A 16,892-nucleotide genomic window follows, 5' to 3' on the forward strand; every position below is an offset into this window, starting at 1 on the left:
AAAACCCGTAGGAGCGAGCGTAAAGCTCGCGAAAGGGCCCGTTAAACCGGCATATCTGTTGCGTCTGTGCCGCAGCATTCGCGAGCTCTGCGCTCGCTCCTGCGGGAGTGGTGCCAGGCAAAAAAGATGGAGTCAGCATGAGTCACGAATTTCCCCGCCGTACCTTTCTCGGCAACAGTCTGGCGGTCGGTGGCGGCCTGCTATTGGGCGGCCTGCTGGGCGGTTGCGACAACAGCGCCAAAGCCACCGCGCAAGCCGGTGCCAGTGCGGCCGGTGCGTTACTGACGCCGGTGCGTGGCGGTCGTCTGCGGGTCGGCATCATCGATGGTGATCAGGCCGGTAACCTCGATGCGCACAAGCCGGTGGGCGGCGGGATCATTCGTGGCTGGGCGCTGTACAGCAAATTCTGGGAATGGAACCCGGACGTCAGCACGCGCCTGGCCCTGGCCGAGTTCGCCGAACCGAATGCCGACGCCAGCGCCTGGACCATTCGCCTCAAACAGGGCCTGGAATTTCACCACGGCAAGACCATCACCTCCGAGGACATGCTGTTCTCGATCCTGCGTTTCACCGATCCCAAGCTGGCTTCGCCGTACGCAGGGCTGGTCGGCGCCATCGACCGTCAGGCGCTGCGCAAGCTCGACGACCGCACGATCGAGATTCGCTTCAAGCAAGGCCAGAGCTTCTTCCCGCTGGACGAAACCCTGATCAGCTTCGGCGGCATCGTGCCCACCGACTACGACCCGATCAGCAATGTGGTAGGCGCCGGCCCCTACAAGCTGAAAAGCTTCATTCCCGGCCAGCGCTCGCTGTACACCCGTTTCGAGAACTACTACAAACCCGGCCAGCCGTATGCCGACGAGCTGGAAATCATCGAATTCAAGGACCAGGTGTCGCGTCTGGCGGCCCTGCGCGCCGGCCAGATCGATGTCGCCAGCGGCGTCACTGCCGAGCACACCGCGACCATCAAGGCCGACTCGCGCCTGAAGCTGTATGCCTCGCCGACCACCTCGTTCAGCGGCTTCAACCTCAACGTGGCCAAGGCCCCGTTCGACGACCCGAAAGTGCGTGAAGCCTTCCGCCTGCTGGCTGACCGCGAAGAACTGGTAGCGCGTGCGCTCAACGGTTTTGGCCGCATCGGTAACGACCTGTATTCACCGCACGACCCAACTTTCAACCACGCCATCGCCCAGCGCGGTTACGACCTGGAACGCGCCAAGGCGTTGCTGCGCGAAGCCGGCCACGAGAACCTCAAGGTCGAATTCACCACGCCGCCCGGCGGCACCGCCAACGCGGCGCTGGTGTTTGCCCAGCAGGCCAAGAAAGCCGGGGTCGAGATCAAGGTCACTCAGGTCGACAACTCGGTGTTCAACGGCCCGCAACGCGACAACTGGGTCATGTCGCCGGCCTCGACCCCGGCCCGTGGCTTTCTTGCTACCGCGCTGCACAACGAGGCGCCGACCGCGATCTACAACCGCAGCAACTTCCACGACCCGCGCTTCGATGCGCTGTTTCTTGAAGCGCTGGCGCAGCCGGACCTGGAAAAGCGCAAGGTGCTGGTCCACGAAGCCCAGCGCATCCAGCACGAGCGCGGCTCGCTTTTGATCTGGGGCTTCGCCGATATCCTCGACGCCGCCACGGCCAGGGTCGGCGGCCTGACCCCGGAGCAGACCACCTTCGCCTCGTGGCGCTTCGACAGCCTGTGGTTGAACAATGTCTAGACACGCACACCGTCATTCCCGCTTTCAGGCCCCGGCCTGGTTGTCGTGGTTCTTCGGCCGGCTCGGTTATGGCCTGCTGACCGCCTGGGTCATCAGCCTGGTGGTGTTCATCGCCACCCAGGCGCTGCCCTCGGACCCGGCGCGGGTGATTCTCGGCCCCGACGCGCCGCTCGAAAGCGTGCTGACCCTGCGCCAGCAACTGGGCTTGGACCAGCCGATTCTCTTGCAATACGGGCACTGGCTGCTCAAGACCCTGAGTGGCGACCTCGGCACCTCGCTGGACTCGAACGCGGCGGTCAGCAGCATTCTGTTCGGCCGTTTCGGCAATACTCTGGCGCTGATCCTCGGCGTGCTGCTGACCGCCGTGCCGCTGGCGCTGGCACTGGGCGTGGCCCTGGCGTTGCGCCGTGACAGCCGCATTGATCGCTGGGCGCTGTCGCTGCTGATCTTTCTCAAGGCCACGCCGAGCTTTTTGCTGGCGATTGGTCTGGTGCTGCTGTTTTCCATGCCGCACATCGACTGGCTGCCGGCGGTTTCGATTCTCGACCCGGACAAGGGCCTGCTCGAACAACTGCGTTTTCTGGTGCTGCCGATCGTGGCGCTGTCGCTGTCGGCACTGCCGTACCTGACGCGCATGGTGCGCGCCTCGATGATCGAGGCGCTGGAGTCGGACTATGTGATCGCCGCGCGCCTGCGGGGTGTGCCGGAGCGGCGGATTGTCTGGCTGCACACGCTGCCCAACGCGCTGATTCCGGCGATTCAGGGCGTGGCGCTGACGATGCGCACGCTGATCGGCGGTGCGCTGCTGGCCGAGGTGATTTTCAGTTATCCCGGCATCGGCACCACGCTGAACTCGGCGATCCAGATGCGCGACCTGCCACTGATTCAGGCCGCCGTGCTGGTCACCACGCTGGGCGTGGTACTGGTCAACCTGCTGGCTGACCTGCTGACTGTCTTGCTGACCCCGAAACTGCGCACCGCCCGCAAGGTGCGCATGATCAACCGCAACCGCCGTGGTATCCGCCCGTGGTGGCGGCGCACGCCGGCCCGCCAGGCCGGATGAGGATTCTGTAATGAGCGCTTTTTCTCCGACTGCCCGCTGGCGCCTGCTGTGGCGCGAACCCCAGGTGCGACGTGGCCTGATCATTACCGTGCTGGTGATCGTGGTGGCGGTGTTCGGCCCGCTGCTGGCGCCGCATGCGCCCACCGATATGGTCGGCCCGGTGTACGGCGCACCGACGGCGCAGGCCTGGCTGGGCTTTGATTTTCTCGGCCACGATGTGCTGTCGCGGCTGTTGGCCGGCGGCCTGTCGGTGCTGTGGATGTCGATGGCCGCGGCCCTGATTGCACTGCTGGTCGGCACCAGCCTGGGCCTGGCGGCGGGCTTTTCCCGGCGGCGTCTGGACCAGGCGATCATGTGGGGCGCCGATGTGTCGCTGGCGTTTCCCGACCTGATTCTGGTGCTGCTGATCGTCTCGATGCTCGGCCGCCAGCCGTGGCTGATCGTGCTCACCGTGTCGATTGCGTTTATCCCCAGCGTGATCCGCCTGGCACGCGGCAGCACCGTGGCGGTGGCCAGCCAGGAATTCGTCGAGGTCGCGCAGATGATGGGCTATTCGCCGTGGCGCATCCTGTTCAAGGAAATCCTGCCGAACATTCTCACACCGCTGCTGGTGCACTTCGGCAACATGCTGACCTGGGGCGTGGGCATTCTCTCGGGCCTGAGCTTTCTCGGTTACGGCGTCGCACCACCGGCCGCCGACTGGGGCCTGATGATCAACGAAAACCAGGCCGGCCTGCTGGTCCAGCCCTGGCCGGTGCTGGTGCCGGCGCTGATGATCGGCATCTTCGCCTACGGCACCAACATCCTCGCTGAAGGCATCGGCCGCAGCACCGCCCGCATCGGGGACAAACAACCATGAGCGTGATCGCCGAAATGAGCCTTGAACAACGTGCGGCGATTGCCGCTCGCGTGCCCCTGCCCAGTGAATCGCCGGTGTTGCGGGTCGAGGGCTTGCGCGTCGAGCTGAGCGAACAGGTCGATGTGCTGGCCAATGTCTCGTTCAGCCTGCAGGCCGGGGAAATCGTCGGCCTGGTCGGCGAGTCCGGCTCGGGCAAGACCACGCTGGCCACCGCACTGCTGGCTCACGCCCGGCGCGGGGCACGGATTGCTGCCGGGCGCGTCGACATCGCCGGCCAGTCGCTGCTGCAACTGGGCGGCGAAGCCCTGCGCCAGGCGCGTGGCAGCCTGATCGGCTATGTGCCGCAAGACCCGGCCACCGCGCTCAACCCGGCCTTGCGCATTGGCACCTTGCTGCGCGAAACCCTGGCCGCCCACGACGCCAGCCTGAGCCGCGACCAGCAACGCCAGCGCCTGCAAGACACGCTGCGCGATGTGGGGCTGCCGGATGACGAGCTGTTTCTCAAGCGCTTCGCCCATCAACTGTCGGGCGGCCAGCAACAGCGTGTGTTGCTGGCGCTGGCCTTTGTGCTGCGCCCACGCCTGATCGTGCTCGATGAACCGACCACCGCGCTGGACGTGACCACCCAGGCGCACATTCTTGCGACCCTGCGGCGCTTGTGCAAAAGCCAGGGCGTGGCGGCGGTGTATGTCTCTCATGACCTGGCGGTGATCAAGGACCTGGTCGACCGGGTGATGGTCATGTACGCCGGCCGGCTGGTCGAGACCGCCAGCCGCGAAGCGCTGTTCAGCCATCCCGCGCACCCGTATACCCGTGGCCTGCTGGCGGCGATCCCGGATGTGGCCGAGCGCCGTGAAATCAACGCGATTTCCGGCCACGCCCCGGCGCCCGGCCATCGCCCACAAGGCTGCGCCTTCGCCCCACGCTGCCCGCGCAGCACGAGCGCCTGCGGCCAGGGCGAGCCGTTGCTCGATGAACTCAATAACCAACAGCGCGTGGCCTGCCTGCACCCGCACCGTGAAGCGCTGGCGCTGGTCACCCAGGCACCGCTGGCCGCCGAGATCAGCGACGCCGATGAGCGCCAGTTGCTCGAAGTGGCCAACCTCGACGTCGCCTATGACCGGCAAGTGCTGTTCGATATCTCGCTGAGCATCAAGGCCGGCGAATGCCTGGCGCTGGTCGGCGAGTCCGGCTCGGGCAAGACCAGCCTGGCCCGCACGCTGGCAGGGCTGGGTGAAAACGCCCAAGGCGAATTGCGCTATGCCGGCCAGCCGCTGAGCCTGGCGGCGCGCCAGCGCACACCGGATTTGCGCCACCGTATTCAGTACATCTTCCAGAACCCGTACCGCGCCCTGAACCCGCGGCAAACCGTGGGCGAATGCCTCAGCGCGCCGCTGGCGCACTTCTTCGGCGTCAAGGGCGCAGCGGCGCGTGAGCGGGTCGAGGCAGTGCTCAAGCGCGTATCGTTGCCCGCCACCACTGCGCAGTCGTACCCGCACAGTTTGTCGGGCGGCGAACGTCAGCGCGTGGCGATTGCCCGCGCCCTGATCTGCGAGCCGGAGCTATTGATCTGTGACGAAGTGACCTCGGCGCTCGACGTCTCGGTACAAGCCTCGATCCTCGCCCTGCTGCGCGACCTGCAACGCGATGGCCTGACCCTGCTGTTCGTCACCCACGACTTGGGCGTGGTACGAGCGATCGCCGATCGGGTGGTGGTGCTCAAATCCGGACGGATTCTGGAGCAAGGGACGGTGGAACAAGTGCTGGACCAGCCGCAGGATGAATACACCCGCACACTGGTGAGCAACTCGCCGACGCTGTTGTAAGGCCGGGCGCGGTGCCTGATTTTCAGAGGCGTCCTACAACCTGTGGTTCAAGCGCCTGATCTGAAGCCGGGTTTGCCTCGCTGTATTCTTGCGACTAAATCCAGTTGCTGGAAAGGGGCCGTATGTCCATACATGCCAAACTGCTGAACCTGCACGGTGGGTTCACCTGGCCTGAATGGGTGACCTTGCTCAAGGGGTTCGGTTATCGCTTGAGATTGATTCTATGAACACGCTATTACAGCACCGGGGTTACTACGGCTCTATCGAGGTCAGCCCTGAGGATAATTGTCTGTTCGGCAAGCTTCAGTTCATTCGGGCTTTGGTCAGCTACGAGGGTGAAACAGTCGCCGGTCTGACAGAGTCTTTCAGAGCTGCCGTGAACGATTATCTCGAGACGTGCGCATCACTTGGACAAACCCCGGAGGTTTCGTGCAAGGGGTCTTTTAACGTCAGAGTAGGGCACGACCTGCACCTGGCGGCCAGTATTGCCGCCAGTCAGCAGAATGTGTCCCTGAACGATCTGACCCGCAAAGCGCTTAGCCAATATCTGGGGCACCGCTCGTAGGAGCGGTTCCCGGTTTATGACGCCCGCTGCAACGCTCGCCGCCGCGCTTCTTCCCTCACTGCCGGAATGATCCAGCGACCGTAATCCACGGTGTCGTACAGCGGGTCGTACCCTCTGTTCAGGAATGTCGTCACCCCAAGGTCGACATAATCGAGCAGCGCTTCGGCGACGGTTTCTGGCGTGCCGACCAGGGCGGTGGTGTCGCCGTAGGCGCCAACTGCGCTGGCGGTGGGCATCCACAGGGCGCGGTCGTGGCGGTCGCCGGCGGCAGCGGCGGCGAGCAGGCGTTCGCTGCCGGTGCCTTTGGTGCGGTTGCGCCACGGGCTGCCTTCGGCGAACTGCGGGTTGGCCTTGATCTGCGCCAGGATCTGCTCGGCGCGTTGCCACGCCAGCTCTTCGGTGGCGCCCAGAATCAACCGTACCGACAGGCTGACCCGTGGCGCGGGCTTGCCGGCTGCGCTGGCGGCGGCGCGCAGTTTGGCGATCTGTTCGGCCACACCGCTCAGTGGCTCACCCCACAGCGCATACAGGTCGGCGTGCCTGACGGCGATCTGGTAGGCGATCTCGGATGAGCCGCCAAACGAGATCGGGATATGCGGCTGTTGCACAGGCTTGACCGGCGAGAACGCGCCCTGGAGCTTGAAGTACTGGCCGTCGAAATCGAACGGCTGTTCTTCGGTCCACAGGCGGCGGACGATTTCGAGGTATTCGTCGGCGCGCTTGTAGCGTTCGGTCTTGTCGGCCAGAAAGTCGCCTTCCTGCGGCTCGGCGGTGATGCCGGTAATGGCATGCAGGCGCAGACGTCCGCCGCCGGTGGTGTGGTCCAGCGTGGCAAAGGCGCGGGCGGCCACGGTCGGCGCGGTCAGGCCCGGACGGTGGGCGATCATGAAGCCCAGCCGTTCGGTCTGCGAGGCGGCGTAGGCGGCCACTTGCAGGCTGTCGGCACTGCCCGGCGCGCTGGCGATCAGCACCCGGTCAAAGCCTGCCTGTTCGTGGGCACGGGCGTGGTGGCTGATAAACGGCAGGTCAAAACCTGCGGTGCGCTGGCCGTGGGTTTCGGACCATTGGCGCGGGAAAATCATCCCGACGAATTCGATCGACATGCTGGGCTCCTTGGAAAAATCAGAACTGGTAATCGACCTGGGCCAGCACGGTGCGGCCCTGCATCGGTTGCAGGAAAGTGTTGGTCGAGCCGGCCAGGCCGCTGACGAAATTCAGCTCGTCGGTGAGGTTGAGCACCCGCAACGTGGTGCTCCAGGTTGGCTGGCGGTAGTAAATGGCCAGGTCCAGGTTGTATTCGTCGGGGATCTGCACGGTCTTGCTGAGGTTCAGGTACCACTGGCTGGTCCACCAGCCGGACAGCTCGGCGCCAAAGCCGTTGTCGAAGCGGTAGTCGACAAAACCCGAGGCGGTGTACTCGGGAATCTGCACGGCATCGAACTTGCCCGACGGGCGCTGGTTGAGCGCGTTGTTGTCGCCGAACACCGTGCCGTTGTCGGGCACGAAACCTGCCGAGGCAAAGCCTGCCTGCGAGGTGAACTCGTTGTAGGCCTTGAGCTTCGACAGGTTGACGCCGGTGCGCAGGTGGTCGGTGGGCTGGTAGCGAACGGTCGATTCGACGCCCTTGATGATCAGTCGGGCGATGTTGTTATTGCTGTCCGGCGCCTGGTCGCGTTCCTGCTTGAAGCCGGCCAGCGAGAAGAACAGCGTGTCGGGAATCGCATCGACTTTCAGGCCGACTTCATGCAGCACCGAGAGGCTCTTGAACTGCAGCGGGTTGAGCAGGTTGGCGCCCGCGCCGCTGCCCCAGCCGATGCCGTTGGAAAAGAAGCCGGTGTTGACCGCCAGCGAGCGGTCGAAGGTGTAGTACAGCGTGCTGTTGTCGGTGGGCTTGATGTACGGGCTGACCTGTACTGAAAACAATCGATAGTTGTCGCCGTCCTTGCGCTGGCTGGCGCCGGGCAGGGCGAACGGGTTTTCGATGCGCGCATCGATCCAGCTGCGGCTGGCACCGATGTTCAGGCCCACGCGGTCGTTGAAACGCAGGTTATGCTGGCTGAACAGGGTCTTGGTGGTCCACACGCTGTCGGCGGTATAGGGCGCCACCGACTCGGCGTACAGGCCGTGGCCTGCCGGGTACATGGGCGGCAGGTTCAGGTAGCCGTAATAGTCGGAAAATTGCGCCACGCCGGGCTGGCCGATCCAGGCGCCTTCGCCGCCGGCCGGGTTGCTGCCGGTCAGGCCGAGCAGGTCGCCGGGGTTCTTGGTCGCCGGGTTCTGAGTCAGGTCATAGGCGTAGATATTGCCGCCAAAGCTGTTGTTGGCGGCAATCGACTGGTTGAACTCGCGGCGGTAGATCAGCCCGCTGTTGCTGTCGTCGACCACCTTGATGCCGAACAGCTCGCCCTCGTTGCGCCAGCGAAACTCGAAGCGGTTGTCGAAGATGTTGTCTTTGGACTGCACGTTGAACGAGCCCACCGCATCGGTGACATCGCTGGAGCGTTCATAGAAGGTGCTGTTGGCCAGGGTGATGTCCGGCGTCAGGTCCCATTCGGCGCGCAACTGGGTGATGAAGCGCCGCGAGCTGCTTTCGTCTTCGGCGCGCTGGCTGGTTTGCGACGACAGCGAGGTCAGGCCGTTGCCGGCAAGGTTCGGGTCATAGACCCAGCCACGCACGCTGCCGGGGCTGGCCTGGGTGTTGGGCGATGCGCTCTGGAAGCTGTTGTTGACCACGTTGTACTGGCCCTGGGCGTTGCGCTGGCGCTGCACCCAGCCGGTGACGGGCGCGTTGGCGGCGCCCGATTGCAGCACCGGCGACCACAGCGTGTTGCCGTTCTGGATGATCGGTGTGGCGCGGCCGGCGTAGTACTTGCCGTGGTCCACCAGTTCCTGCGTGGCGCGGTTCCAGCCGTGGGTGATGTTGTAGTCGTAATAGTCGTCGTAGCTGGCGTTCCAGTTGACCCGTACACCGTCGCCGCGCCAGGCGAAGGCGCCGTAGAAAGCGTTGAAGTTGTTGTCGACGTTGTCGTAGTAATCCTGGTTGCGCTGCTGGGTCACACTGAAGCGATAGGCCACGCTGTCGGACAGGGGACCGGTGGTGTCGACGCTGTATTTGCCTGAACCGCGTGAGGTCGCGCCGGGGTTCCAGCCGCCCAGTTCGGCGCTGAGGCGGGTGCGCTGTTCGTCGAAGTCGGGTTTTTTGCTCAGGTAGTTCACATAGCCGCCGCTGCCGGTCACCGAGCCGTAGGTCACCGACGAGGGACCGGCGACGATGTCGGCGCCTTCGATGCCGTTGAAGTTGGCCGGGTGACGCACGGCATAGCCGCGCTGGCCGTCGTGGAAGACCTCCGAACCCTGACCGCGAAACTGCGGCGCCAGCCCCGAGTTCTGGCCGCCGCCACGGGTGATGCCCGGTGCGTATTTGACCAGGTCGTCGCTGCTGCGGATCGGGTCCCTGGCCAGTTGTTCGGCATTGACCTGGCTGACCGAGCGCGGGGTGTCCAGCACGCTGGCCTGCAAGCCGCCATACACCGAGGTGGGCGGGCGCACCGGGACGATGGCGGTGTCGGGATCGGCCTTTTTTTCAGCTTCGACGGTGACCACGTTCAGGGTCGGCGTGCTGCTTTGTTCGGTGTCGGCCCAGGCCAGGGACGACAGTTGCGCGAGCACCACAACCGACAGAACATTGCGGGGGGATAAGGCAATTGCAGACATTGAGATTCTCCGTGTCCTGTAGGAGCGCGCTTGCCCGCGACCGGCTGCGTTAGCAGTCGTAAATTTTCAGCGTTTCGCAGATTTTTATGAGCGCTTCGCACTCAGTCGCGGGCAAGCGCGCTCCTACGGGGGCGGTGTGCAGTGGGGTTCAGGTTTTGGCGTTCAGCCACAGGTTGTCGAAGCGCCAGGTGCTGAACTGGGTGTGTTCGGGGCCGGCGCCGCCGACCTGGCTGGTAAAGCCGTCGAGCTGGTCGGTGTAGCCCCAGATCAGCATGCCGCCGCGCTCGTACTGGATGCGTTGCAACTGGTGAACCAGCGCCGTGCGTTTGGCCAGGTCCGGCTGGGCCATGGCCTGGTGAAACAAGCGGCCGAATTCCGGGTCCTGAAAGTTGGTCTTGTTCGACACGGCAAACGGCGCGTCGGTATGAATGGCGCTGGCCAGAAACGGCGCGCCGATGCTGCCGCCGGTGCTCAGCGGCCATTCGGTTTTCTGCGGACCCTGAAAGGTCGGCAGGTCGACCTGCTTGACCTTCAGCGTGACCCCGGCTTCGCGCGCCTGTTCGGCCAGCACCAGGGCGGCCGACAAACCGCTGCCGGGTGTGGTCACCAGTTCGACGTCGAGGTGTTCGTGACCCGCTTCCTTGAGCAGCCGGCGCGCCGATTCAATGTCGAACGGACGCGCCGGGATGCTGTGATCGAAGGTCGGATCGCTGGGCGAGTACAGGTCGTTGGCGACCCGGCCCTGACCGTTGAGCGCACGCTTGACCAGGTTGTCGCGGTTGGCCAGCAAGCGAAACGCCTGGCGCACGCGCGGGTCGTCGAACGGTGGCTTGGCGGTGTTCATGTCGAACGACAGCCAGTTGCCGGTGACCGAAGTCACCAGCTTGATGCGCGGGTCGCGGCGCAGCACATCGAGCTGCTCGCTGGGCATGCCGTTGGCCATGTCGATCTGCCCGGCGCGCAGGGCGGCCAGGCGTGAAATCTGGTCCTTGAAATCGATGATTTCCAGCTCGTCGGCGTACGGTTTGCCGTGCTTGAAATAGTTCTCGAAGCGGGTGAACACCGAGCGCTGGCCGGGGGTAAAACTCTTGAGCTTGTAAGGGCCGGCACCGACCGGGTTGGTCACCGGGTGGTAATCGACCGGCACGATGCCGCCAAAGTTGACCCAGGTTTCGGCCAGCGGAAAGTAACTGCGCCCGTCGCGAAAGCTCAGGCGGATGGTGCGTTTGTCGAGCTTGACCAGGTTGTCGCGGTCGACCCAGTGCAGCAATGCCGCGTAGGGCGAAGCCAGTTCCGGGTCGGTGAGGCGGCGCACCGAGAAGATCAGGTCGTCGGCATCGATGGTCTTGCCGTGGTGGAATTCCAGGTCCTGGCGCAGGCGCAGGGTCCAGGTCTTCGCGTCCGGGCTGACCTCGGTTTCTTCGGCCAGCGCCAGGCGCGGCTGCATGTTTTCATCCCACTCCCAGAGCTTGCTGTACAGCGCAAAGCCGCGCACCACGCCACTGCCGACCGGCTTGTGGGCATCGAGGTTGCCGCTCTGGTTGCCGTCCAGAATACCCAGGCGCAAGCGGCCGCCGTACTGTGGCTGGGCGTTGCCTTGAGTGCCGGCTTGAGTGCCGGTCTTGGCCTGGGACCCTGCGTCACAGCCGCTGAGCAAGCCACTGCTTCCCAGCATCAGGCCCGCGCCGAGAAGGGCGGAGTTGTTGAGCAAACGTCGGCGGCTGATCGGATGGTCCATGCCTGTTCTTCCTTAAAATGCTGGCTTCAGTTGGCGCTGCTGACCGCGTGCAAGGGCGCCACGCTGGCCGAGCTTTTCACCAGCGCCGCCCGCTCGTTCTTGAAGTGCGGCAGGATGTGCTGGCCCAGCCGATAGGCCTCTTCCAGGTGCGGGTAACCGGCGAGGAAGAACAGCTCCAGGCCCAGCGCGTTGTATTCGCGAATGCGCGCCACGACGTTGTCGTAGCTGCCCACCAGCGCACAGCCCGGCGGTACGCCGATGTAGCCGAAGCCGGCCCAGACGTTGGGGTAGATGAAGAAATCGTCGTACTGCTTGATGTCTTCGCGCTGGCCGAACGCTTCTTCGTAGCTGAGCTTGCGCGCGGTGCGCAGGCCGGCGTGGGCGGCCACGGCCTTGGCGGCGCCGCGCTGGATGCCGTCGTCGAAGAAGCGCTTGGCCTCGGCGTGGGCGGCCTCTTCGGTCTCGCGGGTGATGACATCGATCGACAGGCCGAAGCGGATGTCATGGCGGCCGTGCTTGAGCGCACGCTCACGCACATCGCTGATCAGTGCGGCGATCTGCTCGGGGTGTTCGGCGCGCATCAGGTAGTAGTCGGCGTGTTTGGCGGCGAATTCACGTGCGGCAATCGAGGAGCCGGCGGTGCAGATCACCGGCAGCTCGGCCTTGTTCAGCGGATGACGCAGGCCACCGCCTTCGGCGCTGTAGTACTTGCCCTGATAGTGGAAGTTCTCGTTGTGCCAATAGCCTTTGACCACATCGAGGAATTCGGTGGCGCGGTCATAACGCTCATCGTGGCTGCTGAAATCGCCGACCTGGCGTTGCAGCGCGTCCGAGCCGCCGTTGATGATGTTCCACACCAGACGGTTGCCGGTGGCGCGCTGGTAGGTCGCCGACTGCTGCACAGCGACCCACGGGGTGTAGTGGTAGGGCTGGAAGGCGGTGACGAACTTCAGCGTGCGGGTTTCACGCGCCAGCAGCGAACACACTGTCCACGGCTCTTCGCCGCTGGGTGCGTTGACCATCAGCACGCCGCCGAATGTGTTGATCTCGTTGGCGCGGGCGATCTGGCCCAGGTAATCGATGTAGGTGAACGGGTCACCGACCGCGAAGTCCGACACGGCGCCGTTGCCATCGCTCGGGCCCCAGTCGCCACGGTTACGCGGGTCGCCCGGCAGGTATTGGGTTTCGCCATGCAGCGGCAGGCGGCTGAAGAATTCAATGCTCATGATGGTGTTCCCGAAATGAATGATGAACCCGTAGGAGCGGCTTTAGCCGCGAAGGTTACGACGCGAAATGGTGTCGCCTGCTTCCCGACTAAAGTCGGTCCTACGACCGTTAGCCAGCGCCCACGGTCAGCCTGCGGTGGGTGCGCAGATCGGTGTGATCGGCTGGTCGGCGATCACTTTTTTCGCGAACGGAATCGAGTCCTTCAGCGAGGCATTCACCGTTTCGCTGTGACCCAGGCCCTTGTACAGGTGGCCTTCGACCACGGAGCCGGCGTTGCAGGCGTCCTTCATCAGCTTGAGCTGGGTCTCGGCGGCCGGGGTCTTGTCCTCGGCACCGGTGCCGATGAAGATCGGTTGCGCCAGCTTGAGGGTCGGGTAGGCGATCTGGTCCTGCCAGGGCTTGAGCTTGGCGCCGTCGTTGTCCTTGCGCGCCTGCGCCGGTGTCAGGCCCAGCGCCAGCACATCGCTGGTCAACGAGGCCAGGCAACTGGTGCGCGCCTGCTCGAACAGCGGCAGGGCGCGGTCGGTGTAGTGGTCTTTAGGGTCGATGCTCGGGTCGTATTGCTGCGCGGCGAGCAAGGTGTAGAAGCCGTAGGTCAGCGCGGCGTCGACCTTGGTCTGGTCCTGATTGCCAACACTCCTGGTGCCCACGGTGTAGATCACGCCGGTGCCGACGCTGCCTTTCACGCCCAGGTCCGGCGCGTAAGTGGCGGCATAGGCGCCTGCGGCAAAGGCACCGGCGCCGCCTTGCGACTGGCCGACGATCAGCACCTTGTTGGCCAGGCCCGGCACCGATTTAGTCACCGCACGGGCGGCGTCGAGAATGCCGTAGGCGGCGGTGCGCGCGTTCAGCAGCGGATGCCCGCCGGGTACGCCCAGGCCCTGATAGTCAGTGGCGACGATGGCGAAACCTTCACTCAGCCAGCGCGCCAGGTACTGCACGTCGCGGTACGAGCGGCCACTCCAGGACGGCGCGCAGATGTCCGCCACGCCCACGGTGCCATGGCCCCAGCTGACCACCGGCCAGCCGCCGGCCGGTGGCGTGCCCTTGGGAATGAACAGCGCGCCGGAGACCACGATCGGCGTCTTGCCGTCGATGCCGCTCAGCGAGCTGTAGAGAATCCGTTGCTGGGACGCCGCGCCCGGCAGGCTCAGGGTCGCGTCCAGCGGCTCGCTGCGCAGCAATTTGCCGGGCGTGGCCGGAATCACGTCTTCCCAGGTGTAGAACGCCGAGACCCGGCCGTCGCCTTGCAACGGGTCCGGCTTGGGCGCATGCACGCCGTCGGCCAGGGCATTCATCGAGATCGCCACGGCCAGGGCCGCGAACGAGTGCTTGAGGGTGGTGGACAACTTCATCGGGTTTTCCTTGTGCGACGGATTCGCGAACGGGTGCCGGACGACACCGGCTTGTGGGCAGCAGAGCAGGTTGCATGCCATGCCAGGAAAATCGCCCTGCAGCCCTTGTGCGACGCGGCTCTGGATAAAACGGCCAGGCGCGCAGGTGTTGCCTGGGACGCAGCCCGATGCTGACCTCAGAGCAATCGCTGCTGACCGGTTGCTGCTGGAGCAGCAACGCACTGTGTCTGATTTCTACATATTCATTTTGGGAATAAACAAATGCCAATTAACAATTAATTGGACTATTGGTTTTCATGTAAAGATGGCGTCGCGCTTCCACTGCCAGGTATGCACCATGTCGCTGCTGACCCATCCTCACGCCCGAGAACTGACCAAGTCCGTGCGCGCCACCGTGCTGGTGTTCAAAGACCCACGCTCGCAGGAACTGCTCAGCCGCATCGAGCGCTTGGCGCCCAGCGAAGCCAACACTTTGATCGTCGGCGAAACCGGTACGGGCAAGGAACTGGTGGCCCGGCATATCCATCACCTGAGCCGTCGCGGGCGCGAGGCTTTCGTGGCGGTCAACTGTGGCGCGTTTGCCGAATCGCTGGTTGAAAGCGAGCTGTTCGGGCACGAGAAGGGCGCGTTTACCGGCGCGACCAACAGCAAGGCCGGCTGGTTCGAGGCGGCCAATGGCGGCACGCTGTTTCTCGATGAAATCGGCGATTTGCCGCTGAACATGCAGGTCAAGCTGCTGCGCGTGTTGCAAGAGCGCGAAGTGGTGCGCCTGGGTTCACGTACGCCGATTCCGATCAATGTGCGGCTGGTGGCAGCGACCAACGTCAACCTGGCCGATGCCGTGGTGGCCGGGCATTTTCGTGAAGACCTGTTCTATCGCCTGCACGTGGCGACCATCCGCCTGCCGCCGTTGCGCGAGCGGCCAGGAGACATTCTGCCGCTGGCGGAGTTTTTCATCGGCGAGCACTGCCAGCGACTGGGCTACAACCGCGCCTCACTGAGCCTCGAGAGCGAGCGCAAGCTGTTGCAACACAGCTGGCCGGGCAACATTCGCGAGCTGGAAAACGCCATTCACCATGCCTTGCTGGTGTGCCGCAACGAGGTAGTGCAGCCGGCCGACCTGCACCTGGTCGACATGCGCTCGTCGGGGATTCGTCAGGAAGAAGCGGTGCAGGCCGCAGCGCGTCCGCTGGCGCCGCCGGCCAACCTCGAAAGCGCGCTGATCGGTCTGTTCGAGAAGAATGTCCCGGACCTGTACGAGCACATCGAAGAGACGCTGTTTCGTACCGCCTACCGCTTTTGCCACGGCAACCAGTTGCAGACCGGCCGCCTGCTGGGCATCAGCCGCAATATCGTGCGCGCGCGGCTGGAGAAGATCGGCGAGCTGGCGAAAACCGAATAACCCGCGTTACGGTCGTTGCCGGGTCACCATCCGGCTGGCGACCAGCCCCACCTCGAACAGCAGCCACATCGGCACCGCCAGCATGGTCTGTGAGAACACATCCGGCGGGGTCAGGATCATGCCGACCACAAAGCAGCCGACGATCACGTACGAGCGGCTCTTGCTCAGGGTTTGCACATCGATCATGCCGGCCCAGACCACCAGAAACGTCGCCACCGGAATCTGGAACGCCAGGCCGAACGCCAGAAACAGCGCCAGGATGAAGTCCAGGTACAGCGCGATGTCGGTCATCATCTCCACGCCCTCGGGCGTCACGCTGGCGAAGAAACCGAACATCATCGGGAACACCAGAAAGAACGCGAAGGCCATGCCCGCGTAAAACAGTGTCACGCTAGCGATCAGTAGCGCGATGGCGACGCGCCGTTCAGTGCGATACACCGCAGGAGCCACCATGCCCCAGACCTGATGCAGGATCAGCGGCATGGCCACGAACAGCGCCAGCATCAGGGTCAGCTTGATGGGGGCCATGAACGGTGACGTCACGCTGGTGGCGATCATGCTCGCACCGGCTGGCAAGAATGCGCGCAGCGGTGCGGAGATGGCGGTGTACAGCGGCTGGGCAAACGGAAACAGGCCGACAAACAGCACGACCATGGCCAGCATGCAGCGCAGCAGGCGGTTGCGCAGTTGCCGCAGATGGCCGACAACGGCGACGGGCGCGTGGTGTTCCAGGGCATTCATGGGGCGGTTTGTCCGTGGCTGGTCGATGCTGTGCTGACGGGGGATGTAGTTGCCGGCTTGTCGAGCTGGATGCCGGCGCGCAGCTCCTGCTCCAGTTTCAGCAGTGGCTGCTGATCAAGCTCTTTGCGCAACTGTTCGGCATCCAGCTCGCGCTCCATCTGCTGCTTGATGCCGCTGAGCGCGCGTTTGGTCTGGCCCATCCAGCGCCCGGCGGTGGCCGCAGCCTTGGGCAAGCGCTCCGGGCCCAGCACCAGCAGAGCGACGGTGCCGACCAGCAGCAATTCGGTAAAGCCGATCTCGAACATCAGTGCTTGCTTTCGGTGTGTGGCTGGGCGGCGTGGCTGGCGTCGTTCAGGCCGGTTTTATGCGCCAGATGATCGTCGGCCTTCGGCTCGTCGGTGCCCATCGAGGTGCGAAAGCCCTTGATGGTTTCACCCAGGTCCGAGCCCAGCGTACGCAGGCGCTTGGTGCCGAACAGCAGAAACACCAGGACCAGCACGATCAGCAGTTGCCAGATTCCGATACCACCCATGAAAAAGCACTCCAGGTCATTGATTTGAAAAACGAACACGCATCTTGCCGAGCACATGTGACGGCGCTGTGACGTTTTTGCGTGGTTTTCATGAGCCTGTTACCCGGCTGCAACATTACCGGTGTTGACTGTCGGCCTCTGGATGAAAA

Annotated in this window: 14 protein-coding genes; 6 read left to right on the top strand and 8 right to left on the bottom strand. The window is 64.3% G+C overall.

What is annotated here, in order from left to right; genetic code table 11:
* The first annotated feature begins 137 nt into the window (after positions 1-137).
* The 5 genes from ACYAS9_RS15760 to ACYAS9_RS15780 all read left to right on the top strand — a co-directional run bounded on the left by ACYAS9_RS15760 (position 138) and on the right by ACYAS9_RS15780 (position 6,034).
* On the top strand, positions 138-1,721 hold the full coding sequence (locus ACYAS9_RS15760; RefSeq protein ID WP_463569204.1) for an ABC transporter substrate-binding protein: 1,584 nt from the start codon (positions 138-140) through the stop codon (positions 1,719-1,721).
* Entirely contained in the window at positions 1,714-2,784 is a 1,071-nt protein-coding gene (locus tag ACYAS9_RS15765; protein ID WP_459748113.1) for an ABC transporter permease, read from the top strand. Before ACYAS9_RS15760 ends, ACYAS9_RS15765 begins: the two co-directional genes overlap by 8 nt.
* Positions 2,785-2,794: 10 nt before the next feature.
* Entirely contained in the window at positions 2,795-3,643 is an 849-nt protein-coding gene (locus ACYAS9_RS15770) for an ABC transporter permease (RefSeq protein WP_463569205.1), read from the top strand.
* Between the two features lie 14 nt (positions 3,644-3,657).
* Positions 3,658-5,469, top strand: a complete 1,812-nt coding sequence (locus ACYAS9_RS15775) for a dipeptide ABC transporter ATP-binding protein (RefSeq protein ID WP_463569232.1) — start codon at positions 3,658-3,660, stop codon at positions 5,467-5,469.
* A 223-nt stretch (positions 5,470-5,692) separates the two neighbouring features.
* Complete coding sequence (locus tag ACYAS9_RS15780) at positions 5,693-6,034, top strand: type II toxin-antitoxin system HicB family antitoxin (protein ID WP_463569206.1); 342 nt, start codon at positions 5,693-5,695, stop codon at positions 6,032-6,034.
* 14 nt (positions 6,035-6,048) lie between these two features.
* Here the strand turns inward: ACYAS9_RS15780 and ACYAS9_RS15785 are convergent, their stop codons facing one another.
* The 5 genes from ACYAS9_RS15785 to ACYAS9_RS15805 form a co-directional block, all read right to left on the bottom strand.
* Entirely contained in the window at positions 6,049-7,137 is a 1,089-nt protein-coding gene (locus ACYAS9_RS15785) for an LLM class flavin-dependent oxidoreductase (protein WP_463569207.1), read from the bottom strand.
* A gap of 19 nt (positions 7,138-7,156) precedes the next feature.
* On the bottom strand, positions 7,157-9,748 hold the full coding sequence (locus ACYAS9_RS15790; RefSeq protein WP_463569208.1) for a TonB-dependent receptor: 2,592 nt from the start codon (positions 9,746-9,748) through the stop codon (positions 7,157-7,159).
* Positions 9,749-9,896: 148 nt separating this feature from the next.
* On the bottom strand, positions 9,897-11,486 hold the full coding sequence (locus ACYAS9_RS15795; RefSeq protein WP_463569209.1) for an ABC transporter substrate-binding protein: 1,590 nt from the start codon (positions 11,484-11,486) through the stop codon (positions 9,897-9,899).
* 26 nt (positions 11,487-11,512) lie between these two features.
* Positions 11,513-12,712: an LLM class flavin-dependent oxidoreductase gene (locus ACYAS9_RS15800; RefSeq protein WP_463569210.1), complete on the bottom strand. Its 1,200-nt coding sequence runs from the start codon at positions 12,710-12,712 to the stop codon at positions 11,513-11,515.
* 126 nt (positions 12,713-12,838) lie between these two features.
* The gene (locus tag ACYAS9_RS15805) at positions 12,839-14,068 is read right to left on the bottom strand and encodes a lipase family protein (protein WP_463569211.1); all 1,230 of its coding nucleotides are present in this window, start codon (positions 14,066-14,068) and stop codon (positions 12,839-12,841) included.
* Between the two features lie 337 nt (positions 14,069-14,405).
* Here ACYAS9_RS15805 and ACYAS9_RS15810 point away from each other — a divergent pair, with 337 nt between their 5' ends.
* Positions 14,406-15,470, top strand: a complete 1,065-nt coding sequence (locus ACYAS9_RS15810; RefSeq protein ID WP_463569212.1) for a sigma-54 interaction domain-containing protein — start codon at positions 14,406-14,408, stop codon at positions 15,468-15,470.
* Between the two features lie 6 nt (positions 15,471-15,476).
* Here ACYAS9_RS15810 and tatC read toward each other — a convergent pair whose 3' ends face one another.
* From tatC to tatA, 3 genes are read right to left on the bottom strand one after another with little or no spacing between them, the layout of a single operon-like run.
* The gene (gene tatC / locus ACYAS9_RS15815; protein ID WP_463569213.1) at positions 15,477-16,211 is read right to left on the bottom strand and encodes a twin-arginine translocase subunit TatC; all 735 of its coding nucleotides are present in this window, start codon (positions 16,209-16,211) and stop codon (positions 15,477-15,479) included.
* Positions 16,208-16,516, bottom strand: coding sequence for a Sec-independent protein translocase protein TatB (gene tatB, locus ACYAS9_RS15820; RefSeq protein ID WP_463569214.1), 309 nt, complete (start codon positions 16,514-16,516; stop codon positions 16,208-16,210). The genes tatC and tatB overlap by 4 nt, the downstream gene beginning before the upstream one ends.
* A complete protein-coding gene (gene tatA / locus ACYAS9_RS15825) occupies positions 16,516-16,743 on the bottom strand; it encodes a twin-arginine translocase TatA/TatE family subunit (protein ID WP_463569215.1) in 228 nt (75 codons plus the stop codon). The genes tatB and tatA overlap by 1 nt, the downstream gene beginning before the upstream one ends.
* Positions 16,744-16,892 lie beyond the last annotated feature (149 nt).

It is taken from the genome of Pseudomonas sp. HP_08 (assembly GCF_055284095.1).

Coding starts and splice junctions, on each gene's coding strand:
- ACYAS9_RS15780 (WP_463569206.1), top strand. CDS start 5,693: ATGAACACGCTATTACAGCACCGGGGTTACTACGGCTCTATCGAGGTC.
- ACYAS9_RS15810 (WP_463569212.1), top strand. CDS start 14,406: ATGTCGCTGCTGACCCATCCTCACGCCCGAGAACTGACCAAGTCCGTG.
- ACYAS9_RS15760 (WP_463569204.1), top strand. CDS start 138: ATGAGTCACGAATTTCCCCGCCGTACCTTTCTCGGCAACAGTCTGGCG.
- tatB (WP_463569214.1), bottom strand. CDS start 16,516: ATGTTCGAGATCGGCTTTACCGAATTGCTGCTGGTCGGCACCGTCGCT.
- tatA (WP_463569215.1), bottom strand. CDS start 16,743: ATGGGTGGTATCGGAATCTGGCAACTGCTGATCGTGCTGGTCCTGGTG.
- ACYAS9_RS15795 (WP_463569209.1), bottom strand. CDS start 11,486: ATGGACCATCCGATCAGCCGCCGACGTTTGCTCAACAACTCCGCCCTT.
- ACYAS9_RS15800 (WP_463569210.1), bottom strand. CDS start 12,712: ATGAGCATTGAATTCTTCAGCCGCCTGCCGCTGCATGGCGAAACCCAA.
- ACYAS9_RS15775 (WP_463569232.1), top strand. CDS start 3,658: ATGAGCCTTGAACAACGTGCGGCGATTGCCGCTCGCGTGCCCCTGCCC.
- ACYAS9_RS15770 (WP_463569205.1), top strand. CDS start 2,795: ATGAGCGCTTTTTCTCCGACTGCCCGCTGGCGCCTGCTGTGGCGCGAA.
- ACYAS9_RS15785 (WP_463569207.1), bottom strand. CDS start 7,137: ATGTCGATCGAATTCGTCGGGATGATTTTCCCGCGCCAATGGTCCGAA.
- tatC (WP_463569213.1), bottom strand. CDS start 16,211: ATGAATGCCCTGGAACACCACGCGCCCGTCGCCGTTGTCGGCCATCTG.
- ACYAS9_RS15765 (WP_459748113.1), top strand. CDS start 1,714: ATGTCTAGACACGCACACCGTCATTCCCGCTTTCAGGCCCCGGCCTGG.
- ACYAS9_RS15805 (WP_463569211.1), bottom strand. CDS start 14,068: ATGAAGTTGTCCACCACCCTCAAGCACTCGTTCGCGGCCCTGGCCGTG.
- ACYAS9_RS15790 (WP_463569208.1), bottom strand. CDS start 9,748: ATGTCTGCAATTGCCTTATCCCCCCGCAATGTTCTGTCGGTTGTGGTG.